The 22,345-nt window shown below is 55.3% G+C and carries 21 protein-coding genes; 2 read left to right on the forward strand and 19 right to left on the reverse strand.

The window, feature by feature from the left end; all coding sequences use genetic code 11:
- Positions 1 to 132 precede the first annotated feature (132 nt).
- The 12 genes from EKM95_RS01200 to EKM95_RS01255 form a co-directional block, all read right to left on the reverse strand.
- Positions 133 to 432, reverse strand: coding sequence for a HesB/YadR/YfhF family protein (locus EKM95_RS01200; protein ID WP_125696005.1), 300 nt, complete (start codon positions 430 to 432; stop codon positions 133 to 135).
- A gap of 308 nt (positions 433 to 740) precedes the next feature.
- A complete protein-coding gene (locus tag EKM95_RS01205; RefSeq protein WP_125696006.1) occupies positions 741 to 1,379 on the reverse strand; it encodes a response regulator in 639 nt (212 codons plus the stop codon).
- Positions 1,372 to 2,436 carry a sensor histidine kinase gene (locus EKM95_RS01210; RefSeq protein ID WP_225423106.1) on the reverse strand — a complete coding sequence of 355 codons (1,065 nt, stop codon included), beginning with the start codon at positions 2,434 to 2,436 and terminating at the stop codon, positions 1,372 to 1,374. The genes EKM95_RS01205 and EKM95_RS01210 overlap by 8 nt, the downstream gene beginning before the upstream one ends.
- Positions 2,433 to 3,149 (reverse strand): cell wall-active antibiotics response protein LiaF, encoded by a 717-nt coding sequence (liaF, locus tag EKM95_RS01215; RefSeq protein WP_125696007.1) that lies wholly within the window; start codon positions 3,147 to 3,149, stop codon positions 2,433 to 2,435. Before liaF ends, EKM95_RS01210 begins: the two co-directional genes overlap by 4 nt.
- A gap of 165 nt (positions 3,150 to 3,314) precedes the next feature.
- Positions 3,315 to 3,791, reverse strand: a complete 477-nt coding sequence (gene greA, locus EKM95_RS01220; RefSeq protein WP_125696008.1) for a transcription elongation factor GreA — start codon at positions 3,789 to 3,791, stop codon at positions 3,315 to 3,317.
- A gap of 76 nt (positions 3,792 to 3,867) precedes the next feature.
- Positions 3,868 to 4,506 (reverse strand): uridine kinase, encoded by a 639-nt coding sequence (gene udk, locus EKM95_RS01225; protein ID WP_125696009.1) that lies wholly within the window; start codon positions 4,504 to 4,506, stop codon positions 3,868 to 3,870.
- Between the two features lie 111 nt (positions 4,507 to 4,617).
- The gene (gene mltG / locus EKM95_RS01230) at positions 4,618 to 5,766 is read right to left on the reverse strand and encodes an endolytic transglycosylase MltG (protein WP_125696010.1); all 1,149 of its coding nucleotides are present in this window, start codon (positions 5,764 to 5,766) and stop codon (positions 4,618 to 4,620) included.
- Between the two features lie 77 nt (positions 5,767 to 5,843).
- Positions 5,844 to 8,255 carry a phenylalanine--tRNA ligase subunit beta gene (gene pheT / locus EKM95_RS01235; RefSeq protein ID WP_125696011.1) on the reverse strand — a complete coding sequence of 804 codons (2,412 nt, stop codon included), beginning with the start codon at positions 8,253 to 8,255 and terminating at the stop codon, positions 5,844 to 5,846.
- Positions 8,256 to 8,259: 4 nt separating this feature from the next.
- Positions 8,260 to 9,306 (reverse strand): phenylalanine--tRNA ligase subunit alpha, encoded by a 1,047-nt coding sequence (pheS, locus tag EKM95_RS01240; RefSeq protein ID WP_125696012.1) that lies wholly within the window; start codon positions 9,304 to 9,306, stop codon positions 8,260 to 8,262.
- A gap of 319 nt (positions 9,307 to 9,625) precedes the next feature.
- Positions 9,626 to 9,988, reverse strand: a complete 363-nt coding sequence (locus tag EKM95_RS01245) for a winged helix-turn-helix transcriptional regulator (protein ID WP_125696013.1) — start codon at positions 9,986 to 9,988, stop codon at positions 9,626 to 9,628.
- A 310-nt stretch (positions 9,989 to 10,298) separates the two neighbouring features.
- Entirely contained in the window at positions 10,299 to 10,793 is a 495-nt protein-coding gene (locus tag EKM95_RS01250) for an HD domain-containing protein (RefSeq protein WP_125696014.1), read from the reverse strand.
- 83 nt (positions 10,794 to 10,876) lie between these two features.
- A complete protein-coding gene (locus EKM95_RS01255; RefSeq protein ID WP_125696015.1) occupies positions 10,877 to 11,635 on the reverse strand; it encodes a TrmH family RNA methyltransferase in 759 nt (252 codons plus the stop codon).
- Positions 11,636 to 11,740: 105 nt separating this feature from the next.
- Between EKM95_RS01255 and EKM95_RS01260 the strand changes: the two genes are divergently transcribed.
- Together EKM95_RS01260 and yidC are read left to right on the forward strand one after the other, a co-directional pair.
- Complete coding sequence (locus EKM95_RS01260) at positions 11,741 to 12,022, forward strand: acylphosphatase (protein WP_125696016.1); 282 nt, start codon at positions 11,741 to 11,743, stop codon at positions 12,020 to 12,022.
- Positions 12,023 to 12,233: 211 nt separating this feature from the next.
- Complete coding sequence (gene yidC / locus EKM95_RS01265; protein ID WP_125696017.1) at positions 12,234 to 13,211, forward strand: membrane protein insertase YidC; 978 nt, start codon at positions 12,234 to 12,236, stop codon at positions 13,209 to 13,211.
- 66 nt (positions 13,212 to 13,277) lie between these two features.
- Here the strand turns inward: yidC and EKM95_RS01270 are convergent, their stop codons facing one another.
- The 7 genes from EKM95_RS01270 to EKM95_RS01300 all read right to left on the reverse strand — a co-directional run bounded on the left by EKM95_RS01270 (position 13,278) and on the right by EKM95_RS01300 (position 22,343).
- On the reverse strand, positions 13,278 to 13,721 hold the full coding sequence (locus EKM95_RS01270) for a MarR family winged helix-turn-helix transcriptional regulator (RefSeq protein ID WP_125696018.1): 444 nt from the start codon (positions 13,719 to 13,721) through the stop codon (positions 13,278 to 13,280).
- Between the two features lie 88 nt (positions 13,722 to 13,809).
- Positions 13,810 to 16,131: a YhgE/Pip domain-containing protein gene (locus EKM95_RS01275; protein ID WP_164510037.1), complete on the reverse strand. Its 2,322-nt coding sequence runs from the start codon at positions 16,129 to 16,131 to the stop codon at positions 13,810 to 13,812.
- A gap of 154 nt (positions 16,132 to 16,285) precedes the next feature.
- Positions 16,286 to 17,827 carry a sensor histidine kinase gene (locus tag EKM95_RS01280; protein WP_125696020.1) on the reverse strand — a complete coding sequence of 514 codons (1,542 nt, stop codon included), beginning with the start codon at positions 17,825 to 17,827 and terminating at the stop codon, positions 16,286 to 16,288.
- The gene (locus EKM95_RS01285) at positions 17,827 to 18,513 is read right to left on the reverse strand and encodes a response regulator transcription factor (RefSeq protein WP_125696021.1); all 687 of its coding nucleotides are present in this window, start codon (positions 18,511 to 18,513) and stop codon (positions 17,827 to 17,829) included. Before EKM95_RS01285 ends, EKM95_RS01280 begins: the two co-directional genes overlap by 1 nt.
- A gap of 466 nt (positions 18,514 to 18,979) precedes the next feature.
- A complete protein-coding gene (gene gndA / locus EKM95_RS01290) occupies positions 18,980 to 20,404 on the reverse strand; it encodes an NADP-dependent phosphogluconate dehydrogenase (RefSeq protein ID WP_125696022.1) in 1,425 nt (474 codons plus the stop codon).
- A 66-nt stretch (positions 20,405 to 20,470) separates the two neighbouring features.
- Positions 20,471 to 21,028, reverse strand: coding sequence for a YceD family protein (locus EKM95_RS01295; protein ID WP_125696023.1), 558 nt, complete (start codon positions 21,026 to 21,028; stop codon positions 20,471 to 20,473).
- Between the two features lie 163 nt (positions 21,029 to 21,191).
- On the reverse strand, positions 21,192 to 22,343 hold the full coding sequence (locus EKM95_RS01300; protein ID WP_125696024.1) for a nucleotidyltransferase: 1,152 nt from the start codon (positions 22,341 to 22,343) through the stop codon (positions 21,192 to 21,194).
- Positions 22,344 to 22,345 lie beyond the last annotated feature (2 nt).

The following is a 22,345-nucleotide window of genomic DNA, read 5'->3' on the forward strand; positions in this document are numbered from 1 at the left end:
GCCTCAACCTCGGGCCGACTCATGTGCGGCCCTCTCATTGAGAATCAAAAAAGCGCTAGGTCACGCGCCTCCGAGTATTTCGGTGGCCTCATAGCTTAGCGCTTTTTGTGTCTGAGCTTACAGGATTCTTTTTTATCCCTGCTCAGTAAACGTATAGACAGGCTCGTCTCGGTGCGCATCATAATCGACCGCCATATCGAGACCATTGAAAAACCAGGCATCCCCGGCAGTCACATAATAATGGATCCCGTCTTTAAGAAAGTCTTCAACGACCTCTGCAGGCGTGTCGTCTCGGGTCATGCCAACGGAAAAGCCATCATGCACATTTGTCTTGCCGTACACTTTTCCAAAAAAGCGAATGCCTGCACCAGCTGGCAACGCGAGCTCGTCGCGAAACCACTTGCTTGCGGCGTCTGTCATTGTGATGGCCATTTGAATTCCTCCTTGTAAGTTGCGGAGAGCGGGGACGTCAAAATCACGGGCTTGCGCACCCTGCAGTTGGGCTTCGGTGCGCATGGGTGGGACATTTAGCTGGCCCCGGCACTCGATGGCCAACTGCGCCATCCAGCGCCAGGGCCAAGCTAACTGCCCACCCATAATCGCGCACCGAAGCACCCTATTTCAGTTGGGCTTCGGCCCGCATGGCGGGGACATCTAACTGGCTCGTGCGCTCGAGGCGAAGTGCGCCTCAAGCACCCGAGCCAAGTTACCTGCCCCGCCATCCCGCGGGCCTACGCACCCTATTCTTTTTCCACTATTCCGTGCTGGAAGGCGTAGATCGCGGCTTGGGTGCGGTCTTCTACTTCTAGTTTGGCCAGGATGTTTGAGACATGGGTCTTGACGGTTTTGAGCGTGATGAACAACTCGTCCGCGATCTCCTGGTTGGAGCGGCCCTTGGCGATCAGTTGCAGCACTTCTCGCTCACGGTTGGTCAGGTCGTCGTAAAGTTCCTGCTTTGGTTTTTGCGTCAGCCGGTTCATCATTTTCGTCGTGACCTGGGGTTCGAGCACCGATTCCCCTTTGGCGGTCTGCCTGATCGCACTGGCGATCTCTTCGGCCGTTGCGGTCTTCAATATGTAGCTCGCCGCCCCGGCTTCAAGGGCGGGATAAACTTTTTCATCATCGATAAAACTGGTGAGGATGATGATACGTGCCTCGGGCCATGTCGCCAAAATACGCTTGGTGGCCTCGATGCCGTCCATGTTGGGCATCACAAGGTCCATCAAGATCACATCGGGCCGCAATGCCAAGGCCATGTCGAGGCCTTCTTGTCCGTCTTTGGCTTCGCCAGCCACGGTGAGGTCTGGCTGCACACCGAGATAGGTCGAGATGCCCAAGCGCACCATTTCGTGGTCGTCCACGATCAATACTTTAATCATTGCTTACTTCCTTTGATAATGGGACGCGCACTTCCACGCTGGTCCCTTGGTCTGGAAAACTGATCACCTTTGCCGTTCCGCCGAGGCTTTCAGCACGTTCCTTGATATTCGACAAGCCATAGCTGCCGGTCGTATTTTCGGTGGCCGGATCAAAGCCCACCCCGTCATCGACCACACGCAACACGACGCTAGTGTCGAGGTCCTTGAGATAGACCTCCAGTGTTTTGGCCTTGGCGTGGCGCAGGGTGTTACTGAGTAGCTCCTGCACGATCCGAAAAAGATTGTCCTCGCTGGCCGCGGAGAGATGGACATCCGCGAGCTCCCATTTGATCTGAATGCGGATCTTCGTCTGCAGTTCCTGCAAAAGTGCAATGATGCCCTGCTTCAGGGACTTGCCCTCAAGCGTCGTCGGCCGCAAATGCAAAAGCAGCGCGCGCATCTCGGCTTGAGCCTCGTTGATCACGCCTTCAATGGTCGTGATCTGTTTGAGCTCCGGCGCTTCCGGCGTATTCTGATTCACGACCGAGCGCAACGCCGACAGCATCATCATCGCGGCAAAAAGCTGTTGAGAAACGGAATCATGCAGCTCACGGGCTAAGCGATGGCGTTCCTGAGTCAGAATCTCTTCCTTCGTTTCGCCGGCGATCACAACAGGCGACGCCGAATAACGAGCGACCTCGCGCTGTAAGCGTATCATTTTTTGCCGCAACGCTTCAAGCATCTTTGCAACATCGCCGCCAAGCGCCGTTTCGGCCTCACCTTGCCGGGCAAAAACAGGAGCCTCAAGTTGGCCAGCCGCCAGTTGGGAAAGTCGTTTGGTCAACTGATTGTGTTGGTAACGCGCCAGGCCATAACTGGTCGCCGCTACCAAGACCGCGATCAACAGGGCGCCTGCGATCACATAGGTCAAAAGCGGCGCACCAAAAGTGGTTTGTTGAAGTAGCGCCCACATCTTATCGAGATGGCCACTGGCAACCGCCAGCATCAAAAACAGTTCCAGTAGCAAGATCGAGATAAGCGCGATGAAAAATTGCCAAGCCAATCGGATCCAATTCATACGCGCAACACCTCCACATCCCCAACCAAGACGTTGAGAATCAAATGAACACGGCGGGTGGCGTCATCATAATCGCTGCTGAAATGCTTGACCGTTTCGTTTTGCATATGGAACTCCTGGTCATCGATTGTCAGGGTGCCCAGCATCGCAGAGTGGTCGACCATCACGCCGACACCGATTGGCACGAGCACACGCGTTTTCCCAAACCCCTTGCGAACGACCACCACATTGTCGCCGGCCGGCAAAAACGTGTTGCCAAGGTCGATGATGGTGTCACCCATGCCAACAGTGAGATTGATGTCATCCCACTCAAAAACCTCGGCGCCGATCGTTTCATTGCCAAACCAAGGGTGCCGCTTCACCTGACCGGCTTTGGCGGACGGATTCCTGGTCTCAACAGAGACAAAGCGTTTTTGTTGCCAAGGCTTCTTGACGGTCGTTTCGCCACTTGGCTTGCTGGACAAGGCGATGATCGCGACCAGGGCCGCAAATAGCACCAGCCAAAACGCCGGATTGATCATGACCGAAACGGCCAGCGTGATGCCGCCAATCGTGCACCACACCCCCGCCGAGCGATGGCGCTTCACGCCGATCGCAAGCAATAAGGCGCCAAGCACGACGCCGATCAGTGCCGGTGGGTTCGTCACGATCTGAAAACCGAGCCAAAGTAAGAGCCCGCCTTCAAGTAGCCCAAACACGCGCCAATGTGACATCTCTCGACACCTCCCCTTTTTACCATCTATTATACCGAACACCACCACGTTGAGCTTACGGCTTGCGACTGATTTCGCGCGGGATGGCCCCGTGAATTCTCAGCCGGGCCCCACGCGCCACCTCATAAAAAAAACACGCCGCCGCGTGTTTTTCCCCGAAATGCTTTAGCCTTCGACTTTGGTGATCTTAACGGTCATGTCGCCGCCAGGAGTGTTAATGGTGACCACATCCCCGACCTTTTTGCCAATCAAGCCCGCTGCGATCGGTGAATCATTGGAGATCTTGCCGTTGAACGCATCCGCTTCCGCCGAACCCACGATCTCGTATGTTTCAGGCTCATCATCGCCTTCTTCAACAAAGGTGATCTTCTTGCCGATCGACACTTCATCGGCGGCCACGGAATTGGCGTCGATGATCTGCGCATAACGCAGCTGCGTTTCGATGGTAATGATGCGCGTCTCAAGCGTGCTTTGTTCGTCCTTGGCACTTTCGTATTCAGAGTTTTCGGACAGATCGCCGAATCCACGTGCGACCTTGATTCGCTCGATCACTTCCGGCCGCTTCACAGTTTTTAAGTTTTCTAGTTCTTGTTCCAGCTTGACTTTGCCGTCAGCTGTCATCGGATAGACTTTATCCGCCATAACGATCCCTCAATTCCATTTTTTGTGTATCTAAACAACGATGCTACGTGCTGACGTGCGCAATGTCAATGAAAATTCACTCGCGCAGGCCACGCTCGGCCAAGATTGCCCGGATCTTGGTGACCAGCAGATCGATTGCGACCGTGTTCCGCCCGCCCTCTGGCACGATGATGTCGGCGTAGCGCTTGGTCGGCTCGATGAACTGATGATAGGACGGCTTGACCGTGGTGAGATACTGCTGAATCACATCATCCAGACTGCGCCCACGTTCGGCCATGTCGCGCTTGATGCGCCGAATCACCCGAATGTCGTCGTCGGTGTCGACATAAACTTTGATGTCCATCAGGTCGCGCAGGGTCTCGTCTGCCAAGATCAGAATTCCCTCGACAATGATCACATCCCGAGGCGCGACATGGACCACCTCGCTTGCCCGGTTATGAATCGTGTAGTCATAGACCGGCTTTTCGATCGGCCGCCGTGCGATCAGATCAGTGAGCTGCTGGTGAAGCAGCGGCGTGTCGAAGGCAAGGGGGTGATCATAGTTGATCTTCCGCCGCTCCTCAAAGGGCAAGTCGCTATGTTTGTAATACGAATCCTGCTCAAGCAGCAGGAGCGAGTGCCCGGAAAAATTATCGAAGATCGCCCGAGCGACCGACGTCTTCCCACTGGCCGAGCCGCCTGTCACCCCGATCACGATCGGTTTTTGTGCATCCACTTAAAAGCCTCCACTATCAAAAATCTGAGACGGGTTTGGAACTGCCAAACCCGCGATTTAGCCCACTGCCAACAAAAACTGGACCAGCCCAGCTGATCCAGTTTTGCTCGGTCACTGACCGTTATCCGCCGCAAATTTTGCCACGTTGGCATCATGTGCTTCACGCGTTGTCGCGTACAAGATCTCACCGGTCTTGAGGTTCGCGACGAAGTACAGATAATTTTTGTCACGATCAAGCGGCGACAGCACCGCGGAGATCGACGCTTCACTTGGCGAGTCGAACGGCCCCGGCCCGTAGCCAGTATTGACGTACAGGTTATATGGGCTGTCCACCGCGGTATCGGTGTTGGTCAGATGTGTTTTATGCGTATTCAACGCGTACATGACCGAAATATCGGATTGAAGCGGCATCTTGACCGCAAGCCGGTTCAGGAAGACGCCTGCGATCGTGCGCCGATCATTGGCCGTGCTACCTTCGCGTTCGACCAAACTGGCCAGCGTCATCACTTCTTGGACCTTGTAGCCCTGCTTGTTGATGCTGGTGTAGTACTGCTGCAAGATGCTGTCAGTCTTTTGCACCATTTGCGCGACAAGCGTCTTCAAGGTCTCTTTCTTGGTGATCGTGTAGGTCGCCGGGAACAGATAGCCTTCCAGCCGGTACCGCACATCCTTGGCTTGCGCCGCCGACGTCAACAGCTTTGGATAATCCTTGGCCAGCTTGGCGAAAAATGTCTCGTTTTTCATCAAGTCGAGGAATTTCTCCTTGGACATGTTGGCGTTCTTGGACTTAAGCTTCTCGATCACATCGCCGATCTGCTCGACTGTGACGCCTTCTTTGACCAACACGGTGCCGATCTGGTTATCGCCTGTGCTCCCTGCACGAAGCTCACCGACGATCTGCTGCAAGGTGTTCGCCTGGGTAAAGGTATAGTCACCCGCTTTAAAATTCGTATAACTATGAAATTTCACATAGTAGTTGAACACAGTGGCCGACTTGATGATCTTTTTGTTTTGCAGCGTGGCCCCGATCTCTTTGGTGCTCGAGCCGATCGGAATGTGCACGGTGATGCGGTCGGTGGCTTTCTCGTTGACCGGCTCCAGCGAGGATTTCACATACCGATAGCCCATGAGCCCGACGATCACGAGCAACACGACCACAATGCCCACGACCCACAGCACAATGCGGTTGACGACCCGCGATTCCGCCTGATGCAGCGATTTTTTTCGAGATCCTTGATCATTTGGCGTCTGATTATCCACGAGTCGCCCTCCTCATTGCAAACATACTGCTGATATTATACAAAAACCTGCCGCAAAAAGCGACAGGCTCCCGTGATTTAGCGAATCACCGCGTGCAGCTCGGTCTCAAGCGCCGTCTGAATTTTGGCGAAGGCCGCGTTGACCTCATCTTCCGTCAACGTCTGATCATCGCGCCGATACGTCAGGGTGTACGCCATGCTCTTTTGCCCAAACGGCAGGTTCTTGCCGTGATAGACGTCAAACAGATGGCTATCCTGCAGATACTTCCCACCATTTTGCCAAATGACGGCCTCGATCGCCGCATGCTCGACTTCGATGCCGACCTGAATAGCGATATCGCGGGTCACGCTTGGGTACTTCGGCGCCGGGGCCGCAGTCATGTCGCTGCGATCCGCGGCCAACAAGGCATCCAGGTCCAGTTCGAACACGAACGTATCCGGCAGGCTGTGCGCTTTGGCGTAGCCCGGATGAATCCGGCCGATCAAGCCGATCCGTTTGTCGCCCAAGAGAATGCTGGCGCTTTGCCCAGGATGCAGGGTCGGCTCGTCGGTCAAGGCCACATAGCGCACCGGTTCATTCAACCGATAATCGCCCAGCAGCGTCTCCACAATGCCTTTGACATTATAAAAATCGACAGCTTGCGCGGCTTCGTGCCAGCTCTTTTGCCGCGTGAGCCCAGTAATGGCACCGGCAACATACTCTTTTTCAACAGGGCGCGTCTCATCCTTGCTGCGCAGGAAGACACGACCTTGTTCGTAAAGCGCCAGGTCGTTTTGCGAACGCGCCACGTTATAGGCGATCGCGTTGAGCAGGCCCGTCACCAGATTTTGCCGCAATGTGCTGTGGTCATTGGTCATCGGCCAGGCCACCTGAGTTGGTTCGCTGGCTTCAAGCGCAAACGCAGGGGCTTCCGCTTCGGCCACCAAACTGTAGGTGATTGCCTGACTCAGGCCCAGACCCTCCAGCAATTTGCGGGTCCGGCGGCGGCGCGTCTGACTCGGGGTGAATTGACCGATCGTCATCGTGGTCGTCGGCAAGGTGCTCGGCAACTCATCGTAGCCATAGATGCGGGCGATCTCCTCGATCAGATCGGCTTCGATGCTGATGTCCCAGCGCCGCGTTGGAATCGACACGGTGAAAAGACCATCCGCTTCGGTCACGCCAAAGCCCAGCCGCTTGAAGATCGTGGTCACCGTTTCCGCGGTCAGCTCAGCGCCAAGCACATGGTTGATCCGCGCTAGAGAAATGTTAACGATGACGGGCTCAGGTTTGATTGCCGAAGCAGATAAGGTCCCCGTTGCAACGACGCCGTGACCCAGCGTGGCCATTTGCCGCGCCGCCTCATCCAAGGCGAGATTGATGCTGCCAACATCAACCCCTTTTTCAAAACGGGACGAGGCTTCTGAACGCAGGTTGTAGCGCAGGGCCGTGCGCCGAATGTTGACGGGCGCGAATTTGGCCGCCTCGATCACGACGGTCTTGGTACTGGCCGTGATCTCGGTGTCCAAGCCCCCCATCACGCCGGCCAGCGCAACGGGGCGTGTGCCATCGGTGATCACGATGTCGTCGTCGATCAGCTCGTGGTCATTGCCATCGAGGGTGGTCAGATGCTCGCCATTCGTCGCGCGGCGCACCAGAATCTGGTGGCTCGCGAGCTTGTCGTAATCAAACGCATGGAGCGGCTGGCCATATTCGAGCATGATCAAATTGGTCACATCGACAATGTTATTGACCGGGCGCACACCGGCATTCCAGAGGCGGCGCTTCAGCCACAGCGGGCTATCTTCGATCGTGACGTCGCTGACCACCCGCATCTGATACGCCGGTGCATCATTTTCATCCGTCACGGTGGCGTTCAGAAGCTCGGTGATCGGCTTGCCCGTTTCTTCAACAGGAATATCCTTGAAGTGCGGCTTTTCATCATAGGTGGCACCGACTTCCCATGCGACACCGCGCATGCCCAGCGCATCCGCGCGGTTCGGCGTGATCTCAAAATCGAGAATCGCATCGGTCATCCCCAGCGCTTCGAGGGCATCCGTGCCGGGCGCGATTGTTTCATTGAAGACATAGATCCCAGCGGAATAAGCCTTCGGGGAGACCGAGTCGCTGAAACCGAGTTCCTGCAAGGCACAGATCATCCCGTTGCTTTCCACGCCGCGCATCTTGCTCTTTTTGATCTTCGTGTGGCCGCCGACCCAGGAATTGGGCAGCGCCACGATCACGGTTTGGCCTGCCGCGATGTTTGGCGCCCCGCAAACGATCTGAAGCGGCACGTCCTCGCCAACATCGACCTGCGCGACATGCAGGTGATCAGAATCTGGATGGTCGGCCAGGCTCAAGACTTTGCCCACCACGATCTTTTTCAACCCCTCATCCGGGTGTGTGACACTATCCACTTCGATGCCGGTGCGTGAGACCTTGTCCGCCAATTCTTCCGGCGAGACCGGCACATCGACTAACTCTTTCAACCATTCATATGACACATCCATGTGCTTAACCCTCCTGCTGGAATTGACTCAAGAAGCGAATGTCGCCTTGGTAAAAACTCCGAATATCATCGATGCCATATTTGAGCATCGCAAACCGATCCGGGCCAAGCCCAAACGCAAACCCACCGTAAACATCGGCATCGACACCTGCGTTGGTCAAAACGTTGGGATGCACCATCCCCGCGCCGAGCACCTCGATCCAGCCGCTGTATTTGCAGATTGCGCAGCCCTTCCCGCCGCAGCGGAAACAGGACACATCGACTTCCACAGAAGGCTCCGTGAACGGGAAGAAGCTTGGGCGCAGGCGAATCTGGCGGTCCGCACCAAACACATGCTGAGCCAAAGCCAACAGCGTCCCCTTCAGATCCGCCATGGTGATGTGCTTGTCGATCACAAGCCCTTCGACCTGGTGGAACTGATGACTGTGTGTCGCGTCGTCATTATCGCGGCGATACACGCGACCTGGGGAGATCATTTTCAGCGGACCCTTCGCAAAATCGTGCTTCTCCAGCGTCCGCGCCTGCACTGGACTCGTCTGGGAGCGCATCAGCAGTTGGTCATCCAGGTAAAAAGTATCCTGCATGTCCCGCGCTGGGTGGTCCTTTGGAATGTTGAGCATCTCAAAGTTGTAGTGATCCTCTTCCACTTCCGGCCCGTCGACGACTTGATAGCCTTGGCCAATGAAAAAGTCTTCAATGTCATCCATGATCTGAGCGAGAATATGCGGCGTGCCGACTTGTTTTTGATCGCCCGGCAGCGTCACATCGATCGTTTCTTTGGCCAGTTGGGCGTGAATCGCCAGCTGCTCGAGCAATGCCTTGCGCTCCGCGATGGATTCTTGCAAGTTGGCTTTAACTTGGTTGGCGAACTCGCCGATCTTTGGCCGCTCTTCTGGCGCAAGGTCGCGCATGCCGCGCAAGGCCTCGGTGATCGGCCCTTTTTTGCCCAGCAGCTCCACCCTGATCTTGTTTAATTCATCGAGTTCTTTGACACTCTTGATTCGTTTCTGATTCTCCTGATCCAGTTGCTCCAGCTTGGTTTTCAGATCCATGCCGGTGGCCTCCTTTGTGTTTTTGACCAAAATAAAAACGCCTCGCCCAAGAAGGGACGAAGCGTCGCGGTACCACCCTTGTTCACGCAAAAAACGTGCACTCAACTTGATAACGGCGATGCCGGAGCTTTCCGCAAGCGAAAAGTCTACTCGAGAAGTGAAAACAAGCTTTGGTCCCATCGATGGTTTGCAGTCATGACCATCGTTCCCTGGCTGGGCCGCCAGCTTGAGCTTCCGTCTTTGTATTTGGTTGTTCGATTACTTTCAGCATAGCAAAAATGGCGGGCGCGTCAAGCCCCCGCCGCATTTTTGCTGAAAATTACTCGCATTCCTCGTCTGACAGCCAGGTATCGCCCCAGACATGTGCGGCTTCAAGGACAGGCGCCAAAGCCGCCCCTTTGTCCGTCAGGCGATATTCGATCAAGGAGCTATCCGCATGCGTCTCGCGGTCGACCAGCCCTTCCGCCTCAAGTTCCTTGAGCCGTTCAACCAACACACGATCGGAGCATTTGGTGACAGTGCTCGCAATATCCTTAAAGCGAGACGCCCCATTTTGCATGAGGACCTCAAGAATCAGGCCCATCCATTTCTTACCAAGAATGACAAATGTTTTTGTAAACTTTGGACACAGCGACAACGTATCCCCTGTACAAGTTTCGGTACCTACTACGGCGTTAGCCATCTTATTCACCCCATCAAATCGTTACTTACATTTAGATAGCATAAGTATAACTCATTTTCAAAGGAAAACAAGTAGTGGAAAAAAGGGTGCGGAGCGGGCCGCTTTGGTCTGAGCGAATAGTTTGGCCTGGGTGCTTGATGGCGCACTTGGCCATCGAGTGCACAGGTCAACTAGACGTCTCAGACCTGGCCCGCGGAGCCCGACTGAAAAAAGGGTGCGCAGGGGCGCGGGATGACGGAACAGCTAGGTTGGCCTGAACGCGCGCTGCCCACACAAAAAACGCCGACCTATAAAAGCGTCGGCGCTTGACCTAACTAAGACGAGTCCGGAACGGATGGCGCACCTTTTGCAACCAAGGAATGAGCACTTCGTCGACTGCTTCCCAGTCATCGACGAGGGACACGACCACGCTTTCGCGGTACTTGGGAACCCCCAAGGTCGCACCCCACATATGCTTGACAATAATGTCTTTTTCCATTGGCGACAGGTCGGTGATCTTTTCGGCGTTACGCAGGGCAATGCGCGGATGGATATACGCATGTGTCCCAAGTGAGAACTTGGTGACCCGCCAGTCGTAATAGAATAGGTCGTGCAAGAGGCCTGCGCGGGCCAAAGCGCGCACGTTGAGGTGCCACTTTTTCCCAAGCAGGTAGCTCTGATACGAGACACTGATCGAATGTGAAAGCCGATCCGAATAATGGTGCTGCGGGAAGTTCGCGAGCTTTTGCACCGCTGGCTGGGCCAGCAGGTCAGAGACATAACTCATGTACTCGGTATCGGTTTCCCATCCATGAGACTTCTGCATGCAATCGCTCCTTTTCAACTGTCGTTCAACACACCTTTATTATATCAGGTTCGCCCGACTTCGTGCATCCTCGCAAGATTTTCTTAAGCGGTCAGGTGAAAGAGCACGACTGCAGCGGCGACCGCCACATTCAGCGACTCCGCCTGGCCCTTGATCGGGATGTACAGATTGGTGTCCGTGGCCGCCAAGAGTTCCTGGCTCATCCCATTACCTTCATTACCCACGATCAGCGCAAACTGCGGCGCAGGCTCGACCGCCAGATACGGTTTCGCGTTGACGTTCAACTCTGTGCCATAAACAGGAATCTTGGCCGCCTGAAGCTGTGCGACCAGCGGCGGCAGTGGCGCCGAAACAATGTTGACGTGGAACTGGCTTCCCTGCATCGCCCGCAGCACTTTCGGATTGTATGGATCCGCGGTGCCCGCGCCAAACACGATCGTTTTGACCCCGGCCGCATCCGCCGTCCGCACCAATGTCCCAACGTTACCCGGATCCTGAATCTGATCCAGCAAAAGAAACTGGCCAGCCAAGGTCTTCGGCAGACTGCCAAGCACCAGTGGCATCACGGCAAAGATTCCCTGAGGCGTCTCAGTCTCGCTCAGATGCTTGGCCACCGCCTCCGAGATCTCGCTGGTCTGTTCATAAAATGGGCGCAGTTCGATTTTATCAAGAAACTTTTGGGTCGCATAAATGCGGCGCGGCGTCTGGCCAGCTGTCAGGGCTTCCTGAACCAGGTGCCATCCTTCCAATAGATAGAAACCGGTCTCCTTTTGGTACTTTTTGACCGTTAATTTTTTCGCACTTTTGATATGCTCGTTTTTCGCTGACGCAATATATTCCATAATAGCCTCCTTGACTTGTCTGGTTCAGTCTACCATATGGCACGCCGGATTATGCTAAACTAGAGAAGAAATCGACAGCAGAGCACTGTCGAAAGGAGGCGCCAGATGTCAAAAATCGCAAGATCCATGCTAGTCTCGGGCCGCGTGCAAGGCGTCGGATTCCGTTGGATGGCCAAAATGGTCGCAGATAAACTCCAGATCACTGGGAAGGTCGAAAATCGCGATGACGGGTCTGTTTATATCGAAGCGGTCGGCGAGCCCGTCAACATGGCCAAATTTGCGGCAGCAATCAAGGCCAGCCCAACGCCAAGCGGCCGCGTTGACCACTATGAGGAAAAGGTGATCGACCCGATTCCTGCGTATGACAGATTTCGGGTGACTGGCTGACCGTGTTGCGCATTGCCGCACGCACGACCGGCCACCACCAAAAATGGCACTAGGACTTTTGTCTTAGCGCCATTTTTTTGGCCCGTGGCCCTCCAACTTTAGTCTGATTTTTTCCAATTGTCGTGTCTGTACGCCGGCTGAGCGGTTGAAAGCGGTGCGCCCTTCAAGTATAGTTATTTCCAGTATCAAACTTATTAAGGGGATAAAACATATGCACAAAATGAAACGCTGGCTCACGTTCGGCGGGCTGGGCAGTCTGGCGCTGTTTTTGACCGCTTGCGGTAACCAGACGATACAACGGGCGACGCAGCTGAAGGCGCCGACAAGCGGGATCTACGGCTGGATGTACAAAGTGTTCGGCCTGCCGATCGCGCACCTGATGGAATGGCTGGCCGGCATCGTTGGCGGCCCCAGCGCATACGGCATCGCGATTCTCGTCATCACGCTGGTCGTGCGGCTCGTCTTGTTGCCACTGATGCTCAACCAGCAGCGCAAGATGACGATCTCGCAGGAAAAAATGAAAGTGCTCAAGCCGCAGATCGACATTTTGCAGGCCGAGATGAAAAAGCACCAAGGCGATCAGCAGGCCACGTTACAGCTGAACACCACGATGCAGGAAGTCTACCGGAAAAACAACACCAGCATGATTCCATCAATGGGTTGCTTGACCTTGTTGATTCAGCTGCCAATTTTCTCCGGTCTGTATCAGGCTGTCGCCTATTCCCCAGAGATCTCCAAGAGTACCTTCTTCGGCATTCCGCTGGGCCACACCAACATCATTATCACGATTGCTGCGACCCTGTTGTACCTGGTGCAAAGCTGGCTGATGATGCAAAGCGTCCCGGCCGAACAGCGCCAAGCAATGCGCGTGTCCGCCCTCTTGTCACCTGCGATGACCTTCTTCTTCTGCTTGATGTATAACGCCGGGCTTGGCCTGTACTTCCTGGCCGGCGGTGTCATCATCGTCATTCAGCAGATCATCGTCACCTACATCATCACCCCGAACATCCGCAAGAAGATGGACGCCGACTTGGCAGAGAACCCACCAGTCATCGTCGTCGATGAAAATACTTTTGCAAAACCCGCACAACCGCTTTATGAAACTGAGACAAGCACCGGCGAGCACACGAGCGGCAAGCCGCGCCCAACTGGCCACGGCCGAAACGCCGGCCGGCAAAATCACCGCTAAGTCATTTGACCAGGCGCAGCACAAAAAATGCCCCAGCGAAAAACCGCTGAGGCACTTTTTTTGCGCTTATTTCTGCTCCTTGGCAATGATCTCCTGCCCGACCCGCCGCATGATGCGAAGCAGGTCCTGGGCATCCGGTTCGCCGATCACATCGATCCAGCCGGCAAAACGCGTGCTGATTGCCTGATTGACCCGGCTGACAAGCGCCTGGCCGCTGGTCGTCAGCTGCAGTTCCTGGCGCCGCCCGTCGTTGGGGTCGCGCACCTGGATCATGTAGTGATGTTCCATCAGCGTTTTGATCTGGCGGGAGATTGCCGCCCGCGTCACATGCCGCGCCTTGGCAATCTCAGACAAGCTCAGATCATGACCAGCAGCGATGTCGCGCAGAATGAGAAACTGTTCAAACGAAATGTCATCGTCTCGCATCGGAGCCGACACGAGCTCGCCGACGTACTTGAACGCACTCAGGTACACTTCAATATAATCTTCAAGCAGATTGTCGTCGGCCATGATGGCGCCTCCTCAGGTCAAATCGTTGTCTCGGTGTCGTGGGTCAAAAGTCCGACCTTTCTCCCACTGCTGTTTTAAGCGTACCACATTATTCAGTCACTTGGGTGCGTTTTTGGTGAAGCGCCAGCAAGCCGGCAAAAATCGCGGCCATCACCGCCAAGACCACGATGGTGACAACAGACATCGTGTTGAGCCCATTCACGGCGGCATTGAGGCCATCAAGTAGATAAGTCCCAGGCATCAGTTTACCCAAGAACTGGTAGAAGCCTGACAGCATCGCGTTCGGCAACAGCCCACCCGAGACGATCAGTTGCAGGAACAAGATTGCCAGGGACAAGAGGACGCCCACAGTACCAAGCCATACGTCCAAGGCAAAAATGATCAACGTGAACAGGGCTTCGGCGATCAGCAAAAGCAGGAACAACCCGACTGCACTGGCCACACTGATGCCCATGCCCAGCACAACCAGCGTGATGCCCAGCGCGGAGACCACCAAGGTGCCGGCGATCCACAGACTGCGTTGCAGCAGGTTTGCCTTTTTAAAGCTGGCGCTGTAGCGGTTGAAGCCCAATTCGGTGAGCAACGCGGCCACAAAGGCGACCAGCAGCAGGACCATCGGCGACAGCACATCCAGCAGCGGTTTGGCCAGTGGATCGGACTGTGTCTTATTCGCGATTGGGGTGACGAAATGCGCCACGTTGGCTTTGCCAGTGTAAAGGCCGGATGTCTGTTTGGCGCCATCGCCTAACTTTACATTTAGCTGCGTGACGCCAGCGGCCAATTGACTGGTCCCAGAGGCCACTTGCCCCGCCCCGTCATTCAACTTCGCAACGCCATCGACCAGCGCCGGCACTTGGCCGTTCAACTGACCGAGGCCGGTATCGAGCTGCGTCGCGCCACTTGCGGCTTGGGCGACGCCATCCGTGTACTGCGCCAAGCCATCAATCAGCCCGGCGTTCGTATCGGTGCCCTTGAGCCCAGCCAGAATCTGTTTCAAGCCATCCGAGATCTCGCCACTTCCTTGAATGGCGCCCTTCGTCTCGATCGTGGTGCCCTTTTTGGTCAGCCCATCATCGACATCTTCAAGGCCAGCCTTGAGCTGCGTGATCGCCTGCCGAGTGCCAGCGGTCAGGGTCGGCACTTGGTCGTTGAGCTGGTTCAACGCGGCTTTCAGTTTCGCGGTCGAAGCGCTCAGTGTGGTCAACTCGCCGCCAGTTTTTTGGAGCTTTGCGCCGGCAGCTTCGAGATTGGTCTTCCCTGCATTCATATTCTTTTCAATATCCGGCTGTAAGGTCAACAGCTTCAAGCCAGACGCCATGTGATTTTTCAAAATGACTGCCATCACATCTTTGTCCGCCATCAATTCATTCATGATAGATTTGAGTTGCGTCAGGTCATCCCCGGCCTTGAGGAAATTCGCCCCGGCGGCTTGCAGGCTGGTGCCGGTCGCGGTCATGTCGGCTGTGATCGCCGCGGACAGGTCATCGTTGCTCTTGGCATTGATGCCCGCCGTGATCTGGGAGACCCCACTTTGAAGCGCGGTCAACCCTTCGTCGAGTTCCTTCAGTTTTGGCGCCCCACTTGCCAATTGCTTTTCGATCTTGGTCGAAGCAAGTTGAAGCTGTTCATGGAGGTAGTCGTTGCCCGGAATCATCTGTTGGATGGCGCCTTGCAGCTTGGCCACGCCGCCGGTCAGCGTCGCGTTGTTTGCGACGATGGTCTGAAGCCCATCATTGAGTTGCTGGCCGCCATCTGCGAGTTTCGTCACACCGTCTTGCAACGTGCCGGATTTGCCTGCCAGCGTGGTGAGGCCATCGCTGACCTGACCGCTACCGTCTTCCAGCTGGTCGGCGCCGGCCTTCAGTTGGTCCGTCCCAGCTGCCGCCTCGCCGATGCCACTGGCCAACTGACTGAAACTGTCCAGCAGTGACTTGTTGTACGCCTCTTGGACTTTGGCTGCGACCTGGGCCTGCAGCTTATCCGCCACGATGCCAGTGATCATGTGCGAGGTGAAATTGTTGTGCGCCGACATATCAAGGCCGATGGTGCTTTGCTTCGGCGCCTTGCTCAGCGCGGTGGTTGCGTTTTGTGAAAAATCTTCCGGCAGCGTCACCTTCATCAGGTACGCCCCATTTTTCAAGCCGGCGTCCGCCTGTTTGGCAGAGACCAGGTGCCAGGTCACTTCCTTGCTGCGCTTGAGCTGACTTTCAACGCCTTCGCCCAGGGCAACGGCTTGGCCCTGGAACTGCGCTGGTTGGTCGAGATCGACCACCGCCACGTCGATGTGTTTGGTGCTCGTCTGCTGTTCATAGCTGACAAACTTCAGTGCGATGAACAAAAGAAGTAGCGGAATGGCGACGATGAGCGCGATGAGGCTCCCTCGTCGAACAAGTTGCTTGCTTGCGTGCATTGTATGACCCCCAAAATACGAGTTATTTGTCACGGCATTAGTTGTCAATGCCATTAACAGTCTCATAGTTTGCTCGTTTTTGTTAAGGGTGTCAACAATTTTTTCTCGCGGAATCAAAAAACCGCCGACACGAGGTCAGCGGCGTCAGTGAAACTCAGTCATGTAATTCCGGTTTGGCCGGCGCGCTTGCTTGCAGCGCAACGGCTTTGGCAGCGGTGATCGTCGGCAAGGTAATGCGGAAGATCGAGCCATGCCCCAGGGCAGAATCCACTGAAATGTGGCCGTGATAACTTTCGACCAGCCGCTGGGCGATCGCGAGGCCCAAGCCATTCCCACCTGCCTCGCGACTGCGCGCTTTATCGACACGATAGAAGCGGTTGAAGACGCGGTCGCGGTCTTTGGGACTGATACCTTCGCCAAAATCCTGCACGGCGATTGCAATCGCCCCTTCTTCGGCCCCAGCTGAGACCTGGATCTCTTTGCGGTCCTTGGAATATTTCACCGCGTTGTCCAGCAAAATGATCAGAACTTGCTCCAAGTGGTTGCGATACATCCGCACCCAAACTGGCCCATCCAGTTCGTTGTCCAGCAAAAACGTAAATTCGGGGTGAATCATCTTGAAGTCGTTGACGACCTGATCGATGGCCTGGTGAATATCGCAGACCGCATTTGGAAATTGTACATCGACCTGATCCGCCCGAGTCAGATCCAGCATCTCCTGAATCAAACGCTTCATGCGGGAGATCTCCTGCAGCGAAGCCGTCAGCGACTCATCGAGCACCTGTGGATCGTCCTTGCCCCACCGGTTGAGCAACTGCAGATGCCCTTCCAGCACCGCAACTGGGGTCCGCAACTCATGCGAGACATCCTGGACAAATTCGCCCTGTTGATCGATGAATTGCTGAATGCGATCCAGCATGCCGTTGAATTCGTTGACGAGATCGCCCAGCTCATCATTGCGCCGAAGTTCCGGAATCCGCACACTGCTTTGCGGCTCTTCATTGACAATGTCGATCGTATTCGTGATCAACTTGATTGGCTGCATAAACCGCCGCGTCATGAAAAACGCCAGCGCAAACGCAATCACAAGGGCCGCCGCCGCCAACACGGTGATGATGAGATAGACCTGGTGCATGGTGCTGTGAAAGGCATCCATTTGGTCGGTGATCTGGACATAGCCGATCACCTCACCAGTCCGGCTAGAGGTGATCGGCCCACCACCGATCAACCCGGAAAAGCCATCGCCGCGCTGCTCGTAAATTTTCATCTCAGAGGTTCGATTCAGCGGCTGATCATTTGCCCGGGAGGAAAAGATCACCTCGCCTTGCTTGTTGTAAATCGCCAGACTGATATCCTCACGCGAGATCTTGGTGACCACGGAATCGGAGAAGATCGACGTACTCGGCTGCACGGCCTTGGTGCCACCGACTGCCGGCGCCGTGGTGGCAGACACATCGATGCGCGGGACCACGCTCGCGATGGTCAAATTGCTGGCAACTGGGGATAATCGCTGCTCGACTGCATTGAGCGTGTCCTGCACATTATTTTGTTCTTCTTGAATCAAAATGGCCCGCATGAACGCGACGAGGATGAGCGCCAGCACGATAAAGGTGGTGAACACCCCGGTCGTGACGACTGCGGTCCATTTGACACTGAGCGAAAAGCGACGCGGCCGCTTCTGCGCCTGTTTTTTCATCAGGAGCGCATCACGTAGCCGGTTCCCCGCACCGTTTGAATGTAGCTCGGCTCGCCTGGGCGATCGATCTTGTTGCGGATGTAGCGGACATACACATCCACGACATTCGTCTCAACATCCGAGTTGTAGCCCCAGACCTTTGACAAAAGAACGTCGCGGGCGAGCACAACATTGATGTTCTCCATCAGCGTCAACAGTAATTCATATTCACGCTTCGTCAGTTCGATGATGTCATCGCCGCGCCGAACGACCCGGTTTTCCTTTTCAATGGTCAGGTCGCGATACGTGATGGTCGTCTGCTTGGCGGCATTGTGCTCGCCTTCGATGCTGATGCGACGAAGCAAGGCACGCAGGCGGGCCAGCAGCTCCTCGATGGCAAACGGCTTGACGATATAATCATCGGCGCCGTGATCCAGTCCGGAGACCCGGTCGATCACGGAATCGCGCGCCGTCATCATGATGATTGGCGTGTTCTTCACCTGACGCACGCGCCGGCAGACTTCCAGCCCGTTGAGCTCAGGTAACATCAGATCGAGCAAAATGGCGTCCCAGTCCTCGGCCAAAGCGGCTTCAAGCCCTGTGCGCCCGTTGAAATGCACGGCGGTCTCGTAGCCCTCATGCTTCAATTCGAGTTCAACGAAGCGAGCGAGGTTTTTCTCATCTTCAATAATTAAAATACGACTCATCTGAATACTCCTTATCAAGGTGATTTATCATTTGCCGACGGTGTTCGATTCTCATACCCCGCGGTTCTCACCGCATATTTTCTCATCAAATCGATACTGCGCTTATTGTAGCACAGGGACCAAATTTTGCCTATCACACGTGTCTCACATTCTGAAAAATAAGATGAAATGAGAGATAAAAGAGGTCCTTCACATTGGTCTATTCCGGATAATTACAAAATTTAAATAAAGATTGACTTGTTTCAATTGGCATAGTCCTCTGCATGTGACCCCGCCTCGCAATTTTCTACGCTTGCTCTTTCCCAATTTTTGATCGGCGTGTGCGAAGACGGTACAGAATCACTTGTACCGCCTTTTGTACCGCCTAAATCGCAAAAACAGGCGTTCTGTTAAAAAAAGACGACCCCCGCTGCCCGCATGAATGCCGGGCTGACAGAGGTCGTCGTCAATTTTTTGGCAAAAACTGTTATTGTTCCTCGTACCAGGTGTAGTGGTAGGTGCCTTCCTTATCGGTGCGCTGATACGTATGTGCGCCAAAGTAATCGCGCTGAGCCTGAATCAGGTTTGCGGGAAGCACTTCGCTCCGGTAGGAATCGTAGTAGCTGATTGCCGCTTCAAAGCCTGGGACTGGGACGCCAGCTTTGACGGCCAGGCCAACTAGATCACGGACATCTTCCTGGTAGTTCTTGGCGATATCCTTGAAGTAGTCGTCCAGCAACAGGTTCTTCAGTTCAGGATCCTTGTTGTATGCATCCGTGATGTTTTGCAGGAACTTCGCGCGGATGATGCAGCCGGCGCGCCAGATGCGGGCAAGTTCGCCGTATTGAAGATTCCAGCTGTATTTTTCAGACGCCACACGCATCTGCTCGAAGCCTTGCGCATAGCTCATGAGCTTGCTGAAGTATAGGGCCTTGCGAATCGTCTCGATGGCCTGCTTCTTATCGGCGATGGTGACGTTGCCAACTGGCTTTGGCAGCACTTTGCTGGCGGCCACACGCTCATCCTTCATCGCGGAGATATAACGAGCGTAAACGGATTCGGTGATGACACTTTGCGGCACACCGAGCTCAAGGGCGCTTTGTGAGCTCCACTTGCCGGTGCCTTTGTTACCCGCAGCATCCAAGATCAGATCCACGATCGGTGTGTCGGAGCCCAGGTCGTCTTTGCGCGTGAGAATCTCGGCGGTGATGTCGATCAGATAGGAGCTCAGTTCGCCTTCGCTCCATTCTTTGAAGACGCCGGCAATCTCGTCGACCGACATATTCAACATGTTGCGCATCACGGAATAGCTTTCCGCGATCAGCTCCATATCGCCGTATTCGATGCCGTTGTGGACCATCTTGACGTAATGGCCTGCGCCGTTGGGGCCGATGTAAGCCACGCATGGCGCGCCGTCTTCAGGAGCCTTGGCCGCAATCTGCTCCAAAATTGGGGCAACGAGGTCATAGGCTTCTTTTTGGCCACCAGGCATGATGGATGGACCCTGCAATGCGCCGAGCTCGCCACCTGAAACACCCATGCCGATGAAGTTGATGCCGGACTTGTCCAGCTCCTGATTGCGGCGAACGGTGTCTTCAAAGAAAGTGTTCCCACCGTCGATCAAGACGTCGCCCTTGTCCAGAAGTGGCAGGAGTTCGGCGATCACGGCGTCCGTCCCAGCCCCGGCTTTGACCATCATCAAAATGCGGCGCGGCTTTTCCAGTGACGCCACAAAATCCTGGATCGTATAGCTTGGTACCAAATGCTTGTCTGGGTGATCCGCAACGACCGCCTCAGTCTTGCTACCAGTCCGGTTATAAATTGCAACGGTGTATCCACGACTTTCGATGTTCAGGGCCAAGTTCTTGCCCATGACCGCCATGCCGATAACGCCGATGGTTGGTTTGTCCATGATCAATTGCCTCCTAATTTATACTCATGTTCATCCTAGCAGAATGAAAGCACTAATGAAAGCTCATCACTTTTTTGATTCGTCGTCATCTTCTGGAAAAAGCTGCTTGAGTTTCGCAAATGCCGGGTTCGCCGTTTGCTGCTCGGCTTTACCGGCTTCATAGTCCGCCTCGCCGACCACGGACCAGTCATCCCCCTCCGGCATCGCCTCACCGGCTTCTTCCTCCGGTGTCAGTACCTGCATCGGGATCGACAACAGCACATGATCCGCGATCGCCGGATGCAGATCCAGCTCACTGCCGTCCAAGTCGATCAGGAGTTGGCCGTCGTCGTATTTGTCCTTATCTGCCGGGTTCAGCAAATAGATCTCAGTAAAGGTGAAATCCAGCGGCCAATCCACCGGTGTCAAACTCCGTGTCGATGGAATGACCATCTTGCCGCCAAGCGTGACGGAAACCAGCAAGTCGCCCTTATCATAGGAAATGTAGCCGTCCACCGTCAGTGGCGTCATATCCAAGATCTCGGGATCGCGGGCCATCAATTCTTTTTTCAAGTCGAGTGTGGTTGTAAAATGCAGTGGCTGATCCCGATATTTGACCAGTTCACTGATAGACCATTTAAGCATGGCGAGCTCCTTTCATGAGTGATGCAAAAAACGCATCGATTTATTTTCTGCGAACCTACGCACCTGGTAATTGGGCTTCGCCAAGCAGGGTCATGACATCTAGGACATCACCCACGCGAGGCGAAAAGCGCCTCACGCGTCTGCTGGACCTACCTGCATGACCCTAAACGCTCGGCGACGCACCTTGTTGAATCGGCCTGCGCGCAAAATTCTGCTGCGTCCCTGTCAGCGTTTCAATCAGGTGGTCGCATTGCGCGGTCAGCGCCATTTCGCCGCCTGGGGCCAGCATCGGCAGGCTTGGGCGCGAGATGATCGGCAGACTGGCTGTTTTTTTCACCTGATGGAGGTAGGCTTGGCCGGCCGGCGTAAAGCCGAGCACGTGGACGAGTAATGGGGCCGCGGCCACGTCGACCGCCCGCAAGTTGAGCACCACGGCGAGACACAAGCGGCGCAACCGCGCGTATGTGTAGCGCTTAGATTTGATGCGCGCCATGAAGGTCGTAAAATCCGCCGCCCCTGCGATCTGTTGCGTCAGCCGGAATTCAAGTCCCTCGGTCATGCCCAAGATGCCGCGCAGCTCATCCAAGCTGGCTGTCTCCAGCCGGTAGCGCAACCATGGGAAAAAAACATCCCAGGTCACCTGCCGCGCCGTTTTCAGCCCCGCCAATGTGGCCGGTGGCACCATCGCACTGATATCTTCACCAGCCGCCAGTTTTGCTCGGATCTGACTGCCGCTGGCCAAGTCGCCGTCTGTCGCCGCCTCGTCGTGGCCGGCGCCGCGCCGCTCAAATGGCACCAACTGCATCCGAGCGCCGAGTGCGTGAATCGCCTGGGCATAACTGATGCCAAGCAAGAGATTTGGACTGGTCAAGCTGACGCCGACTGTTTTTTCATAAAACGCGTTGACCTGCGTCGCATACGTCTGCGTGTGATCAACAAAATCAGGGGGCGCCGCCTGCAAGTCAGCCAGCTTCGCCGCGACAGCCGCATGATCCAGCGCCGCGTTTTCCGTACCGAATGCCAAGGATGACACGCCCAATGCAGCAAGCAACCGGACCCCGCCCATCGCAAACTGTGGGGCGGCCTGCACCGCTTGCGCCGGGGGCAACTCGATCACCAGGTCCGCGCCGCTGGCCAACGCCATTTGCGCGCGCGTCCATTTATCAACCAGCGCGGGTTCGCCGCGTTGGACGTAATTGCCCGCCATCGCGACCACCACGCAATCGGCGCCGCTCAGCTTGCGGGCCTGCGCCAGCGCGAACACATGGCCGTGATGCAACGGATTAAACTCCGCAATCATCCCGACAGCCTGCATGC

The organism is Lacticaseibacillus yichunensis (genome assembly GCF_003946405.1).
Classification (GTDB): domain Bacteria; phylum Bacillota; class Bacilli; order Lactobacillales; family Lactobacillaceae; genus Lacticaseibacillus; species Lacticaseibacillus yichunensis.